This is a genomic window from Streptomyces flaveolus (genome assembly GCF_044765825.1).
Taxonomy (GTDB): Bacteria; Actinomycetota; Actinomycetes; order Streptomycetales; family Streptomycetaceae; genus Streptomyces; species Streptomyces flaveolus.
Map to the genome: position 1 here is coordinate 537,891 of NZ_JBIWKU010000002.1, position 13,565 is coordinate 551,455.

13 protein-coding genes are annotated in these 13,565 nt (G+C 71.5%); 6 read left to right on the forward strand and 7 right to left on the reverse strand.

Going from position 1 to position 13,565, the window contains the following annotated elements:
- Positions 1–165: 165 nt before the first annotated feature.
- From ppk2 to ACIRG6_RS07775, 5 genes are all read right to left on the reverse strand, one after another.
- Positions 166–1,242, reverse strand: a complete 1,077-nt coding sequence (gene ppk2, locus ACIRG6_RS07755) for a polyphosphate kinase 2 (protein WP_381687855.1) — start codon at positions 1,240–1,242, stop codon at positions 166–168.
- Complete coding sequence (locus ACIRG6_RS07760) at positions 1,239–2,507, reverse strand: SpoIIE family protein phosphatase (protein ID WP_403321486.1); 1,269 nt, start codon at positions 2,505–2,507, stop codon at positions 1,239–1,241. Before ACIRG6_RS07760 ends, ppk2 begins: the two co-directional genes overlap by 4 nt.
- Positions 2,507–3,316, reverse strand: coding sequence for an alpha/beta fold hydrolase (locus ACIRG6_RS07765; protein ID WP_364678102.1), 810 nt, complete (start codon positions 3,314–3,316; stop codon positions 2,507–2,509). The genes ACIRG6_RS07760 and ACIRG6_RS07765 overlap by 1 nt, the downstream gene beginning before the upstream one ends.
- A 222-nt stretch (positions 3,317–3,538) precedes the next feature.
- A complete protein-coding gene (locus tag ACIRG6_RS07770; RefSeq protein WP_364821566.1) occupies positions 3,539–4,075 on the reverse strand; it encodes a response regulator in 537 nt (178 codons plus the stop codon).
- A gap of 67 nt (positions 4,076–4,142) precedes the next feature.
- Positions 4,143–5,105: a zinc-binding dehydrogenase gene (locus ACIRG6_RS07775; RefSeq protein ID WP_364821569.1), complete on the reverse strand. Its 963-nt coding sequence runs from the start codon at positions 5,103–5,105 to the stop codon at positions 4,143–4,145.
- A gap of 97 nt (positions 5,106–5,202) precedes the next feature.
- On the opposite strand from ACIRG6_RS07775, the gene ACIRG6_RS07780 reads away from it, so the two are divergent.
- Both ACIRG6_RS07780 and ACIRG6_RS07785 read left to right on the forward strand, forming a co-directional pair.
- Positions 5,203–5,847 carry a TetR/AcrR family transcriptional regulator gene (locus ACIRG6_RS07780; protein WP_364821571.1) on the forward strand — a complete coding sequence of 215 codons (645 nt, stop codon included), beginning with the start codon at positions 5,203–5,205 and terminating at the stop codon, positions 5,845–5,847.
- A gap of 301 nt (positions 5,848–6,148) precedes the next feature.
- Positions 6,149–7,660: a carotenoid oxygenase family protein gene (locus ACIRG6_RS07785; RefSeq protein ID WP_403321826.1), complete on the forward strand. Its 1,512-nt coding sequence runs from the start codon at positions 6,149–6,151 to the stop codon at positions 7,658–7,660.
- A 230-nt stretch (positions 7,661–7,890) separates the two neighbouring features.
- On the opposite strand, the gene ACIRG6_RS07790 is transcribed toward ACIRG6_RS07785, so the two are convergent.
- Together ACIRG6_RS07790 and ACIRG6_RS07795 are read right to left on the reverse strand one after the other, a co-directional pair.
- On the reverse strand, positions 7,891–8,418 hold the full coding sequence (locus ACIRG6_RS07790; RefSeq protein WP_403321490.1) for a GNAT family N-acetyltransferase: 528 nt from the start codon (positions 8,416–8,418) through the stop codon (positions 7,891–7,893).
- Between the two features lie 47 nt (positions 8,419–8,465).
- Positions 8,466–8,972 (reverse strand): cupin domain-containing protein, encoded by a 507-nt coding sequence (locus tag ACIRG6_RS07795; protein WP_364678110.1) that lies wholly within the window; start codon positions 8,970–8,972, stop codon positions 8,466–8,468.
- Between the two features lie 139 nt (positions 8,973–9,111).
- Between ACIRG6_RS07795 and ACIRG6_RS07800 the strand changes: the two genes are divergently transcribed.
- From ACIRG6_RS07800 to ACIRG6_RS07815, 4 genes are all read left to right on the forward strand, one after another.
- The gene (locus ACIRG6_RS07800) at positions 9,112–9,546 is read left to right on the forward strand and encodes an RrF2 family transcriptional regulator (RefSeq protein ID WP_365021722.1); all 435 of its coding nucleotides are present in this window, start codon (positions 9,112–9,114) and stop codon (positions 9,544–9,546) included.
- Entirely contained in the window at positions 9,543–10,472 is a 930-nt protein-coding gene (locus ACIRG6_RS07805) for a DsbA family oxidoreductase (RefSeq protein WP_364678112.1), read from the forward strand. Before ACIRG6_RS07800 ends, ACIRG6_RS07805 begins: the two co-directional genes overlap by 4 nt.
- A 473-nt stretch (positions 10,473–10,945) precedes the next feature.
- Positions 10,946–12,505: an ABC transporter substrate-binding protein gene (locus ACIRG6_RS07810; protein ID WP_364678115.1), complete on the forward strand. Its 1,560-nt coding sequence runs from the start codon at positions 10,946–10,948 to the stop codon at positions 12,503–12,505.
- 31 nt (positions 12,506–12,536) lie between these two features.
- Complete coding sequence (locus ACIRG6_RS07815) at positions 12,537–13,565, forward strand: ABC transporter permease (RefSeq protein WP_381687834.1); 1,029 nt, start codon at positions 12,537–12,539, stop codon at positions 13,563–13,565.

A 13,565-nucleotide genomic window follows, 5' to 3' on the forward strand; every position in this document is an offset into this window, starting at 1 on the left:
CGCGACCAGTCCCTTCCCCCAGCTCGGTGTGGGTCCGCCTCGCCGACCCGCCGCGGTCCCGGCCCGCCGGGACTCTGCCCGGCGGGCAGCCTCTCTCATGCGGATACCCTCGACCCGCTCGTCAAACAGATGTCCGGGCGGTGCCCTCGCCACGCCGGCCCCGTTTCAGCGCTGCGGGGGATGCAGGCCCGGGCCGTCGCCGTGACCGGTCAGCGGGGTCGGGGACAGGGCCGTCTGCTCCTCGCCGGGCTCCAGCAGGGTGTCCGCGGCGCCGACGATCAGCGGATCGGGCTTGCCGACGGCGTCCACGTCCTTGGCCGGGTAGTCGCAGCGGTAGAGCAGGCTCCGCATGGCCTCGAGTCGGCCGCGGCGCTTGTCGTTGTTCTTCACCACCGTCCACGGCGCGTGCGCGGTGTCCGTGGCACGGAACATGTCGACCTTGGCGGTCGTGTAGTCGTCCCAGCGGTCGAGGGAGGCCAGGTCGGTCGGTGAGAGCTTCCAGCGGCGCACCGGGTCGACCTGCCGTATGGCGAACCGTGTGCGCTGTTCCGCGCGGGAGACGGAGAACCAGAACTTGACCAGCAGGATGCCGTCGTCGGTCAGCAGCTGTTCGAACATCGGGGCCTGTCCGAGGAAGTGCCGGTACTCGGCCTCCGTGCAGAAGTTCATGACGCGTTCGACGCCGGCCCGGTTGTACCAGGAACGGTCGAAGAAGACGATCTCTCCCCGGGCCGGCAGATGGGAGATGTACCGCTGGAAGTACCACTGCCCGGCCTCGCGCTCGGTGGGCTTCTCCAGGGCGACCACCCGGGCGCCGCGGGGGTTGAGGCGTTCGGTGAAGCGCTGGATGGTGCCGCCCTTGCCGGCCGCGTCCCGGCCCTCGCACACGACGACGACGCGCCGGCCGGTCTCCTTCACCCAGCGCTGCATCTTCAGCAGCTCGATCTGGAGAACACGCTTGGTCTGCTCGTATTCGCGCCTGCGCATCTTGTGGTCGTAGGGATGGTTCTCCCGCCATGTCTCGAGCGGGCTGCCGTCGGCGTTCAGCAGGACCGGCCGTTCCGGACGCTGATCGTCCACGGACAGTCCCTCCAGCAGTTCCGACTCGACCGTACTCTCGGCGGGACCTCCGGTGCCTGCCCCCGCTCCACTGTCGTTCGCCACCCCGGTCACCTCTCTTGTGCGCTCACAGCCCCGGTGCCCAGCGGAGCGTCGATGAACCGCGTTGTCTCGGCCGGTCATCCCCTTTCCGGCTGCTCGTCCCGATCGGGGCGGGGGACATGGACTGCCAGGACGGCGGCGTCGTCGTCCACCCCGCTACCGAGAGTGTCGAGAAGGTCCCGGACGGCCGAGACGGTCTGCCGGGCGGTGGCGGGGGCGAGGGCCCGGCCGAATGCGAGGAGGGCTTCGTCGCCGTAGCGGTCGCCGCGGACGGCGGTGTGCGCCTCGGTGAGACCGTCGGTGTGCAGGAGCAGGGTGTCGCCCGCGTCGAGGCGGAGGGTGGTGGTGGCGATGTCGGCGTCGGGCAGGACGCCGATGAGCTGTCCGCCGGGGGTGGGCAGGTAGTCGGCACTTCCGTCGGCGCGCATCAGCAGGGCGGGCGGGTGGCCGCCGCTGGCCAGGGTGATACGGAAGCCGCCCTGCTCGCCGTCGGGAGTGAGCAGCCCGAAGACGACGGTGCAGAACCGGGGTTCCGCGCCGTGGTACTCGTGAAGGAGCACGGTGTTGAGATTGCTCAGGACGGCCGCGGGATCGGGGTCGTACACGGCGGCGGCACGCAGGGTGTAACGGGCCAGCGAGGTGACGGCCGCCGCCGCGGCGCCCTTGCCGCACACGTCGCCCAGGAACAGTCCCCACGTGCCGGCGGCAAGGGAGAACAGGTCGTAGAAGTCGCCGCCGACCTCGTCGATCGAGGCGATGTGGTAATGCGCGGCCACGTCCAGGCCCGGTACGTTCGCCAGGGTGGGCGGCAGCAGCGTTGTCTGGAGGGTGGTGGCAAGCTGCCGGAGGCGTGCCCGTTCACGCTCGGACTCCTGGCGGGCGCGCAACAGCTCCTGCTCGTAGGCGCGGCGGTCGCGGGCGTCGAAGACGGTGCTGCGGATCAGCAGGGGCTGCCCGTCGCTGCCCCTCTTGACGATCGAGGTGACCAGGACGGGCAGGCGGGTGCCGTCGACCGCCTGCATCTCCAGGGCGATACCGCTGATCTCCCCCTTCATGCGCAGCAGCGGCGCGAAGTGCGTCTCGTGGTAGAGCCGCCCTCCGACGGTGAGGAGGTCGGAGAACGTTCTGCGGCCGACCAGGTCGCCGCGCTCGTAGCCCAGCCAGCCCAGCAGAGTGGCATTGATCTTGGCTATGTGTCCGTCCAGCAGGGTGGACACGTACCCGCACGGGGCGTTGTCGTACAGGTCGTCCGGGCTGTCCTCGAGCATCGAGGGGAACATGCGGATGTCGTCGGAGCGCTCTCCGTCGTCCGGGTCGCTGCCCCGGCCACCGTCGGACTCGCACATCACCGTAGGCTCCCGGCGAATTCGATGATCGCCTCAGCGGTCTCCTCGGGGGCGCTGAGCTGGGGGCAGTGTCCGGTGGCCTGCAGAGTGACCAGCCGGCTGCCCTTGATCCGGTCATGGACGAAGGCGCCGACCTCCGGAGGGGCGATGGCGTCACTGGAGCACTGGGCGACCAGGGTGGGCACGGCGACCTGCGCCAGGTCGCCGCGGTTGTCGGACAGGAATGTCACGCGTGCGAACACGCGGGCGATGTCCGGGTCGGTGGCGCAGAAACTGCTGGTCAGCTCCTCGCCCAGTTCCGGCCGCTCGGGATTGCCCATGATGACCGGGGCCATCGCGCCCGACCAGCCGAGGTAATTCGCGTCCAGGGACTCCAGGAGTTCCTCGATGTCCTCGGCACTGAACCCGCCGCGGTAGCCGGCCGCCGGATCGTCGATGAAGCAGGGCGAGGGAGCGAGCAGCACCAGGCCCGCGAAACGCTCCGGGTGCCGGGCCGCGGCCAGTACGCCCATCATCGCGCTGACCGAGTGTCCGACGAACGTCACCGGCCCCAGATCCAGCTCCCCGCAGATCTCCAGCACGTCCTCCACATAACCGTCGAGGCCGGAGTACCGCTCCCGGCTCCACGCCGAGAGGTCGGAGCGGCCGGCTCCCACGTGATCGAAGAGCACCACCGTGAACTCGCGCTCCAGTGCCGGCACCACCAAGCGCCAGAGGTTCTGGTCGCACCCGAAGCCGTGGGCCAGCATCACCACCGGCCCGCCCGGTCGGCCGGACACCCGTACCCGGTTCCTGCTGAGCACGTCCATACAGCCCATCGTCGCAGACGCGGGAAATCCGCAGGGAACACCGAGACCGCCCGGGTTCCCGACGAGCCGTGGTGGCGTTCCGTAAGACACACACCGGACCGCACGTGGCCCGTGCCCACCGTGGTCCCGCGGCGGTCCGCCCAGGGCCTCCACCCGGTGGCGGAGGACTGAGCGGGCCGGTTCCCCTCCGGGGGAGCGGTGACGGGTCGGAGCGCCGGGCGGTTACTCCTCGCAGGTCCCCGCGAAATCGGGCCGGGTCACCACGTCCGTGGCCACGGCCGAGGTGTCCAGCCAGGCGATGCGCTGCCCGTCGCCGAGTGACGGTAGGAACTTGAGGTTCTGCATCCGTGACAGATCGAGGACGGGCGCCGGCCCGATGGTCGTCATCGGGAAGAGGAATCCGCCGGTGACGCGGTAGAAGACACGGTCCGAGGCGAGCTGGATGTCCGACAGCGTGTTCAGCAGCCAGCCGGTGATCCGCTTGGTCTGCGTGGTCCTGCCCGCGAGGTCGTACACGTTCAGGTACGTGGCGTCGGCGCCGCCGGCATCCAGTTCGGTGGGTGAGACCTTCAGGGACTTCGCCGCCAGGGTCACGGCGTTGCGCATGTCGTCCGGGCGCAGCTCCCGGGTGAGTCCGACCGCCTCCCTGCCGTCGCCGGCCTCGCCGACCACGGTGATGTCGTCGGCGCTGTCGAGAAGCATCCGGAAGGCACCGCGCAGCAGGGCCTGATCGTCGGCGAGCAGCACCCTGACCGTCACGGCGCATCCCCCGGCCCCTCCGACGGGTGGTCCCGCGGCGTCGGCGGGCCGGTGGTGCCTGCCCGGCTCAGGGCACCAGCACGACCCTGCCGAACACCTCCCCCGCGTCCATCTCGCGGTGGGCCAGCCCCGCTTGGTCCAGCGGCAGGACGTCGTGCACCACCGTGCGCAGGTCCCCCCGCGCGGCGTCGGCGAACTGGGACCACCGTACGGCCTGCCGGTCGGGGCCGGGCACGGTGTCGGAGCTGAACGTGGCGAACGACAACGACCTGCGGAAGGCGTCCAGCAGCCGCGTGCCGAAGTCCGCCGGTGGCTGCCCACCGACCACACCGACGGCCACATACCGCCCGTTGGAGTGCAGCTTGTCCAGGAACAGGGGAAGCTGGGGACCTCCCACGACATCGATCACCACGTCGAAGCCCGCCGGTGCGTCCGGCCCGCCCTCGCCGGAACGGTCCAGGACATGGGTCGCGCCCAGGTCCCGCAGGCGGGCGCCACGCTCCTCCGACGAGGTGGTGACCGCCACCACGCTCGCGCGGTCCCTGGCTGCGAGCTGGACCGCCGTGATCCCGATGCTGCCCGCCGCACCCCGCACGAGCACCGTCTCGCCGGGGGTGAAACGGGCCCGGTCCAGGGCGAAGTGGGCGACCACTCCGGAGCCGCCGAGGGTCACCGCGTCGGCGCCGGTCAGGCCGTCGGGCAGCGGGAGGACGTCCTCGACCGCGGCGACGGCATGCTCGGCATACCCACCGGACAGCCCGGTGAACGCCCACACCCGCTGCCCGATCCACGAGGGGTCCACGCCCTCTCCCGCCGCGGTGACCCTTCCCGCGACCTCGCTGCCGAGCAGATGGCCCTCCCGGAAGCCGTAGGCGGCGAGCGTCCCCCGGCGGATCACGGCGTCCACGCCGCCCACCCCGATCGCCTCCGTGGCGATCCGCACCTGCCCCGAAGCGGGAACGGGCACGGGCACATCGACGACCTCCAGGCCATCGGGGTCTCCGAACGTCCTGATCACAACGGCTTTCATCTCTGCTCCTCGGGTCGGTGGGGGGACGGATCGTGGCGGCAGCACCGCCTTCGGACCGTAACGGACGCCCTCGTCCGTTTGGCTAAAGTGAGAGACCATGACCAGCCATGTGCCTCGGACCGTGCGCTCCGACGCCCGCGAGAACCGGGCTCACATCCTGGACGCCGCCCGCGCGGTGTTCGGCGAAGAGGGACTGCGTGCGCCCATGCGCGAGGTCGCCCGGCACGCGGGCGTCGGTCCCGCCACGCTGTACCGCCACTTCCCGACCAAGCAGGAACTGATCGCGGAGACCTTCGCCGAGCAGCGGCGAGCCTGCCATGCCGCCGTCCGCGACGCGCTGACGGACCCGGACCCGTGGCACGGCCTGCGCAGCCTGATCGAGCGGATCTGCGAACTGCACGCACACAGCCAGGGATTCGCCGACGCCTTCATGACGGCCTGCCCCGAGGCCATGGACTTCGCCGCCGACCAGGAACGGGCTCTGCGCGCGGTCGGCGAACTGGCCCGCCGCGCCCAGGAGGCCGGCCGGCTGCGCCCCGGCTTCGTCGTCGACGACCTGGTCCTCATGCTCATGGCCCACCGAGGCCTCCATGACACGCCCCGTGCCGCCCGGATCACGGCCTCCCGCCGCTTCGCCGCCTACGTGATCGAGGCGTTCCGTGCCACGCCGGAGGCGGCATCGCCTACGCCGCTGCCGCCGGCACCACCCCTCCAGCACATGCACTCGCCCCGCACGCCATAAGCGTCCGACGCGGCGCGGCCTATTGCGAAAGTCGCTGGTCACCGGCCTTCGGGCTGTGTTTCCATGCCGCGGTGAGGAGCGAGAGCGTGTCCGGCGCGGACGCATCACCACGTGGGCACCCGGGCTGTGGAGCGCTCGGACAGCCGCTCCCGCATGTGCCGGTGTCAGGGGTGGTGCCAACACCACCCCCTGATCGGGGTGCTGGGCCGACTGCTGCACGGGCGATCGCGGAGGAGAGTTGTCCTCGTCACCAGGCGGCCGGCGCGAGAGCCGGGCGCCGACAGCGGAACGGGGAAGCATGATGGCCAGTCATACACGGCGGAGGATTCTCGGGGGCGCCGCGGCCGCGGCGGCGGGCAGTGTGGTCGGGAGCGGCCTCGGGCCCGGATTCGTCGCGGCCGCGGCACAGACGGGCCCTCCGGTCGGGAAGGGCGGCGCGGGCGGGGCCCGCCCGTTCCTGACGGGGGCCTTCGCACCGGTCACCGAGGAGTTGACCGCCTTCGATCTCAAGGTGACCGGCCGCATCCCGCACGACCTGGACGGCCGCTACCTGCGCAACGGCCCGAACGCGCTGGGCATCGAGGACGTCCGGGCCCACCACTGGATGCTCGGCGACGGCATGGTGCACGGGGTCCGGCTGCGCGGCGGACGGGCGGAGTGGTACCGCAACCGCTGGGTGCGCTCCTCACAGGTGAGGGCCAAGCTGGGAGAGACCGGTTCGGGTCAGGCACCGCCGGACGACTTCGCCTGCAACACGCACGTGATCCCGTACAAGGGCCGCATCCTGGCGATGCAGGAAGGCGGGCCGCTGCCGTACGAACTGGACGGCGAGCTCGACACCGTCCGCCCGTACGACTTCCGTTCCACGCTCAAGGGCGCCTTCACCGCGCACACCAAGTACGACGCCTCGGCCGACGAGTTGCACGCGATCGCGTACTACCCCACCTGGGACCATGTGCGGCACATCATGATCGACCGGACGGGCCGGGTGGCGCGGGCCACCCGGATCCCCGTCGCGGACGCGCCGATGATGCACGACTTCGCGCTCACCGAGAAGTACGTGGTGATCGCGGACGTACCGATCACTTTCGACGGTGCCGCCGCGGAGGCGGGCGCGGTGGTGCCGTACGTGTGGAACGACAGGCACCCCATGCGCGTCGGGCTGCTGCCGCGCGCCGGCGGTACCACGCGCTGGTTCGACATCGACCCGGTCTACTACTCGCACACCCTCAACGCCTATGACCAGGGCGACACCGTCGTGGTGGAGTACACCGCGTTCCCCGCCCCGTTCCACGCCGCCGGACGAGGCATGGGCGGACCCTCCGCGACCGGTGCCCCCACACTCGACCGCTGGGTGATCGACCTGCGCGCGGGCCGGGTGCACAGCAGCCGGCTGGACGACCGTCCGCAGGAGTTCCCCCGCATCAACGAATCCCTGGTCTCGCGCCGCCACCGCTACGCCTACACCGCGAGCACGGCCGAGATGTGGCGCGCGTACGAGGCCGTCGACGGGACGTGGCCGGACGAGAAGTTCACCAACTACCTGGTGAAGCACGACATGCTGCGGGGCAGCAGGCAGCTCCACCGCTTCCCCGGGGACGCGGCGGTGAGCGAGCCGGTGTTCGTTCCCCGGGGCGGCGCGCGGGACGAGGACGACGGCTACGTCCTGTCGTACGTGAACGACCCCGAGCGCGGCGCGACCGACCTGATCATCCTTTCGGCGCAGGACTTCGGTGGCCACCCGCTGGCCCGCGTCCACCTGCCCGGCCGCGTGCCCCTGGGCTTCCACGGCAGTTGGATCGCGGACGCCTGAGACGTCAGAGGGCGGTCTCGTATGCTGAACGCGCCGGTGACCGGCGCCGACCGAGGTGCGGTCGGATTCGTCGGTCGCGGCGGTCGGCGCGTCCAGGAACGCCCGGCCCTGCGGCTCGCCGCTGGAGTCGGCCGCTCGGGAGAAGACGCGGGGTTCAGGGCACCTGTCCTGTCAGGTGCCCTGCCGGACGCGCCCGCGCGCCCTCCGATAAGCCGTGCCTCCGTCTGGGTTCATGACTGAACCCTGTCATCGGTACCGGCCGGACCGCACACCTTCTCCAGGAGGGTGAACGACTTCGGCGCACCGCCCGGCTGCGGTTTTCCGGTCTTGTGGCCGGCGACCCGGTAACCGGCGCGCAGACAGTAGGCGTTCAGCCGCGCGTTGCCGGCCAGACAGTCGAGCCGCACGAACTCGCGCCCCGCTTCGGCGGCGTGCAGCAGGGCCCGCCCCGTTCCCGGCCGGGGGCTCGCGCAGTCCTCCATCAGGCGGTGCACATGGCCGGCCACCGGCGGCCGCGGTCCCCAGGCGCCCTCGTCCTGCCACCACAACTCCCACGCCCCGGCCACCCGCCCGCCGGCCTCGGCGAGCCGGACCTCTCCGTCCGCCATGACCCCGCGGAAGTGGTCCTGGCCCAACTCGCCTGGCTGCCACTGGCCGGTGATGCCCTCGGCCGGCATCCGGCGGGCCGCGTCGTCGCGCAGCCGGACCAGGGTGGCGAGGTCGTTCTCCTCGGCGAGGCGAAGGCGCAGATCGTTCATCCCGCGATCCTCGCACGTGCCCGCGCGGGCACCCGGCGGCTTCGCCGTCAGGAGCCTTCGGCCCCCAGGGCGTACAGGTGTGGCAGGTTGACCACGATCGCCTCCTGGGTGCTGCGGGCGATGACGACCACGGCCTCCTCGGCGGGGTCCGGGTTCTCCTCGCGGTGCGGGACGAACGGCGGAACGAAGATGTAGTCGCCCGGGGAGGTGCGCAGGCGTACCTCTTCCGGCTGTGGGCCCGAGTCGTCGAGGAAGACGAACTCCGGGTGACCGCTGACGATGTAGATGGCGGTCTCCGACTCGCCGTGGTGGTGATCGGAGGAGGACGTGGCGGGGGCGACGTGGGTCTGGCCCATCCACAGTTTCTCGGAACCCACGGTCCTGCCGCTGACGGCGGCGAAGCGGCGCATGCCGCCGGTCTGGGCGGTGTCGCCGTCGAGTGCGTCGGCGCGGACGTGGTGCAGACGGGTGCGCAGGGGCGCCGCCGGCTGTCCGGCCGTGTGGTGGAGGTGCGGGTGGAACCCCTCGCCGGGGGTCGTCGACGGCTCGCTCATGGGTCAGGACGCTAGGGCCGCCCGAAAAAGGATGTCAAGAGGTGTCCATTGCGGTTCACCTGCGGCAATGTTGCCGCAATGGAGGAGCGGACCTCACAGACGCCCTCGCCGCGCGCGGCTTGTCGGGCATCATGTGGGCATGCATATCTCCGCGAAGGCGGACTACGCCACGCGGGCTCTGCTGGAGCTCGCCCGCGAACCCCACCGCCCTCTGACATGTGAGGCCATCGCCTCCGCGCAGCAGATCCCCTTCCGCTTCCTGAAGTCCGTGGTGGGCGAACTGCGCCGGGCCGGCCTGGTCCGCAGCCAGCGCGGCTGCGAGGGCGGCTACTGGCTGGGCCGGCCCGCCGAGGAGATCACTCTTCTCGACGTGGCACACGCCGTGGACGGCGAGCTGATCACCCTGCGGGGCGAGTCGCTGACCGGTCTCGACTATCCCGGACCCGCGTCCGGTCTGCCCGGGGTGTGGCGCCGGATCGAGTCGGACGCCGCCGCGCTCCTGGGCGGCACCACTCTCAGCGCGCTAGTGCCCGACGCGGCGGGCGGGGAGCTGGGCCGAAGGGGAGCGGCGTGACGGTGGCGGCGGACGGGGCGCGGGTCGAAGTGGTGGAGTACACCGACCCGTTGTGTCCCTGGTCCTGGGCCGCCGAGCCCGTGCTGCGCGGGCTGCGCGCCGCTCTGGCCGGCCGCGTCCGCTGGCGCCGCGTGTTCTGCGTCCTGTTCGACGAGGACGACGACCCGGCGCCCGACCCGGCCGCGGAGACCGCGTGGTACGCCCGCTACGTCGAGGACATCAGCGGTCGCACCCACGCACCGAGGGCGCTCAGGCTCAGCCGGGTGGCGGCGAGTTCGTGGCCGTCCTCGCTGGTGGCCAAGGCCGCCGAACTGCAAGGCTGCGACGCGGCCGAGCGGGTGCTGCGGCGGCTGCGGGAGACCGTCTTCGTCCTGGGCGACCCCGCCGACACTCCCGCGCTCGCGCTGTCCGCCGCGCGGGGCCTGCCGGGCCTGGACCTGCGCCGGCTGGCGGCCGACGCGGCGTCGGCCGCCGTACGCGAAGGGGTGCGCGCCGACCACGCCGAAGCGCGGCGCCCGGTGCGCGAGGTGCTGTCCGTGCCCGGTGGGTCGCCCCACCCGGGGGCCGCCAAGGAGACCGCGGACGGCGGGTACCGCTACGCGCTTCCGACGCTGCTGTTCCGTTCACCGGCGGGGATGCGCGCGGTGCCCGGCTGGCGGTCCTACGAGGAGTACGCCTCGGCGCTGCGCGCGGTCGGGCCGTCACTGCCGTCGGAGCCGGTGCGACTGGACGCGGCGACGGCGCTCGAGCGGTACCGGAGCATGACCGACCCGGAGCGCACGCTTCTGACGCAGGGTTCGTGGCCGCCTGCGGGCGCCGTCCGGATCGAAACCGGCAACGGCTCCCTCTGGCTGCATCCCGAAGAGGCCGCGACGCACCCGGCTGTCGGCCTCGGCGCTCCCTCCCCGCCCCGACAGGGCCTCTGATCAGCGGTCAGGTGACCGTTCCACCGAATGAGACACCAATTGGTGTCCATTGACAGCCGCCGTTCGCTGCCCCCAGGATGTGCAGCATGCACACGACGCACCCCGGTGTGGTGTGCCGCTACGTGGACCTGCGGCGCACCTGCAGCGCTCTCTGTCGCTGATCCTCCGCCGACCTCGGCTCCCAGGCGCCCGACCGCTTCCGCCGGCACCGGCCTCCCGCCGCTGACCCGTCCGGCGACCGTCACCCGTCGCGCCTGATCCCCCGCGCTTCGCCACTGCCTTCCTCACACCTCCCGGCTCCCCCGCCGCCGTACCGACGCCTCACGCCGTGAGCGTGGCCCTTCTGCGTGCCACGTCCCCGCTCCGGCGTGCCCGCCGACCGTGCGCCGCCCCGTCCTGCGGCGGGAAACCCTCCCCGTGCTCCGCCCCGTGGCCCTCCGTCACGGTGCGGAGCCCTCGAAGAAAGAACCGAGATGTCCGGACGCCACACTCCCCCGCGCCACAGACCGCTCCTGCGACCCGGCCGGCTCCGCGCCGCGGCCCTGGGGGTCTCCCTCGTGACGGTACTCGTCCCCGCCCTGAGCGCCTGCGGCGGTGACGCCGCCTCCGCGGGCGGCGGCGCCACCCTGAAGTGGACCTCCTCCTACTTCCCCGCGCACTGGGACCCGGTGGTCGGCGGAAGCGGCGCCCAGTTCCGCGAACTGGCGCTGGTCTACGCCTCGTTGACCCGCACCGACGAGTCCGGCAAGGCCGTCCCGGACCTGGCGAAGAGCTGGGAGTACAACGACAAGGGCGACCTGATCACCTTCCATCTGCGCCCCGGCCTGAAGTTCAGCGACGGCGAGCCGGTCGACGCCGCCGCGGTCAAGGCGGCGATCGAACGCGCCAAGAAGCAGAAGAACTCGGCGCTCTTCGGCGACCTGACCTCCATCGAGTCGGTCGACGCCAGGGGGCTGGACGCGGTGATCCACCTCAACCAGGTCGACTACCAGATCCCGCAACTGCTCGGTGAGCGCGTCCTCCAGATAGCCAGCCCCAAGGCGGCCCGGTCCCCCGCCGAGCTGGACCAGCACCCCGTCGGCGCGGGCCCGTTCACCGTCACCCAGATCGTGCCCGGCACCAAGGCGGTGCTGAAGAAGAACCCGGACTACTGGGACGCCAAGAACATCCACATCGACAACGTCGAGCTCACCTCGGCCCCCGACGCCTCGACCGTGGTGTCCGGCCTGCAGACCGGGGTGTACAACTTCGCCGACATCGACCCCAGCCAGGCGGACGCCGCCAAGAAGGCCGGCCTCGACGTCTTCGTCCAGCCCGGCTTCAACGCCTCCAACATCAGTCTCAACGTCAACAAGGCACCGTTCGACGACGAGAGGGTCGTCGACGCCGTCCGGTACGCGATCGACCGTCAGGAGTTCGTCGACAAACTGACCTTCGGCTACGGCGAGGTGACCAACCAGCCCTTCCCCAAGGGGTATGTGGCCTACGACCCGCAGTCGGAGAACGCCTACGCCTACGACCCGGCGAAGGCGAAGAAGCTCCTCGCCGAGGCGGGCCACAAGCCCGGTGACATCGAACTCGACCTGGTCATCCCGGCGGAGGACCCGCAGGCGGAGATCGTCCAGTCGCAGCTCGCCAAGGTCGGCATCACCGTCGACATCAAGATCGACAAGAACTGGGCCACCCCGTTCTTCGCCAAGGACCTGACGTTCTCGCTCTACGGGACGACCGGTCGTGACTCCGCGGCCCAGACCCTCACCGCGCACTTCGGCCCCGACGGACCGCTCAACCTCAGCTCGCCGTACCAGCCCGCCGGCTTCGAGGCGGCCATCGCCAAGGTCCGTGAGACGCCGCTGGACTCGCCCGACTACGCCAAGGTCCTCCAGGCGGCGACCCGGGCCGGCCTGGAGAGCAGGGCGCTGGTCTTCACCTACTCCCAGCCCAACCTCATCGCCAAGAGCAAGTCCGTGTCCGGCCTGCCCGCGAACCCGGCCCACATCGACTGGACCGGCGTGACCATCGGCGGCAACTGACCTTCCGTCCACCACTGAGAGGGGGCACCCCATGACGACGACGGAGGCTCAGGCCGTCCCCGACGTCCGTCGCACGGCCGCCGCGGCCAGGACGCGGCACACACTGGGCCGCATCCTGGTCACCCTCGCCCGGTCGATCGCCATCCTCGTGCCCGTCTTCCTGGTCGCGACGTTCGTGACGTTCGCGTTGCGGTCGCTCAGCGGGCTCAGCCCCGCGCGGATCCAGCTGGGCGAGGAAGCGACACCGGAGGCGATCGCGAGGGTCGAGTCCGAATGGGGCCTCGACCGGCCCTTCCTGGTGCAGTACGGCGACTGGTTCGACGGCGTCCTGCACGGGCAGCTCGGAGCGAGCTGGACCAACGGCGCGGACATCTCCACCCTCATCGGGCTCGGCCTCGGCGTCAGCCTGTCGGTGGCGGCCTTCGCGCTGCTCATCGGCGTGGTCGCCGGCTTCGCCCTGGGCACGGTCGCGGCGCTGCGCCGCACCACCTGGGTCGACCGGGCCGTCACCGGCTTCGTCACCCTGATCTCCGTGATGCCGGCGTTCGTCGTCGGCATCGTGCTGGTCTCCGTCTTCGCCGTGGGGCTGAACCTGTTCCCCTCCGCCGGCTATGTGCCGGCGGAGCAGGGGTTCGGTCCCTGGCTGGCCCACATCACCCTGCCGGCCGTGGCGTTGAGCTTCGACGTCGTCGCCGACGTCGCCCGCCAACTGCGCTCCGGCCTCGTCGCGGCCTACCGCGAGAACTACGTGACGGGCGCGGTGGTACGGGGGCTGAGCCCGCGCCGGATCTTCTTCACCCACGTCCTGCGCAACGGTCTCGGGCCGGCCCTCGCGACCCTCGGCCTGAAGTTCCCCTCTCTCGTCGGCGCCTCCGTCGTCACCGAGTGGATCTTCGGCCTCCAGGGGTTCGGCCGGTTCGCCAACGACTCCGCGCAGGCCGGCGACGTGCCCGCGGTGCAGGGCGTGCTGGTGGTCTCGATCGTCCTGGTCGTCGCGTTCAACCTGGTCGTCAATCTGGTGCTGGCGCGCGTGACGCCCGCATCCCAGCGGGGAGTGTGA

What these genes read in the sequence shown, in the direction of transcription:
- ppk2 (WP_381687855.1), bottom strand. Translation starts at nt 1,242, where the DNA reads ATGACCGGCCGAGACAACGCGGTTCATCGACGCTCCGCTGGGCACCGG.
- ACIRG6_RS07760 (WP_403321486.1), bottom strand. Translation starts at nt 2,507, where the DNA reads ATGTGCGAGTCCGACGGTGGCCGGGGCAGCGACCCGGACGACGGAGAG.
- ACIRG6_RS07765 (WP_364678102.1), bottom strand. Translation starts at nt 3,316, where the DNA reads ATGGACGTGCTCAGCAGGAACCGGGTACGGGTGTCCGGCCGACCGGGC.
- ACIRG6_RS07775 (WP_364821569.1), bottom strand. Translation starts at nt 5,105, where the DNA reads ATGAAAGCCGTTGTGATCAGGACGTTCGGAGACCCCGATGGCCTGGAG.
- ACIRG6_RS07780 (WP_364821571.1), top strand. Translation starts at nt 5,203, where the DNA reads ATGACCAGCCATGTGCCTCGGACCGTGCGCTCCGACGCCCGCGAGAAC.
- ACIRG6_RS07785 (WP_403321826.1), top strand. Translation starts at nt 6,149, where the DNA reads ATGGCCAGTCATACACGGCGGAGGATTCTCGGGGGCGCCGCGGCCGCG.
- ACIRG6_RS07790 (WP_403321490.1), bottom strand. Translation starts at nt 8,418, where the DNA reads ATGAACGATCTGCGCCTTCGCCTCGCCGAGGAGAACGACCTCGCCACC.
- ACIRG6_RS07795 (WP_364678110.1), bottom strand. Translation starts at nt 8,972, where the DNA reads ATGAGCGAGCCGTCGACGACCCCCGGCGAGGGGTTCCACCCGCACCTC.
- ACIRG6_RS07800 (WP_365021722.1), top strand. Translation starts at nt 9,112, where the DNA reads ATGCATATCTCCGCGAAGGCGGACTACGCCACGCGGGCTCTGCTGGAG.
- ACIRG6_RS07810 (WP_364678115.1), top strand. Translation starts at nt 10,946, where the DNA reads ATGTCCGGACGCCACACTCCCCCGCGCCACAGACCGCTCCTGCGACCC.
- ACIRG6_RS07815 (WP_381687834.1), top strand. Translation starts at nt 12,537, where the DNA reads ATGACGACGACGGAGGCTCAGGCCGTCCCCGACGTCCGTCGCACGGCC.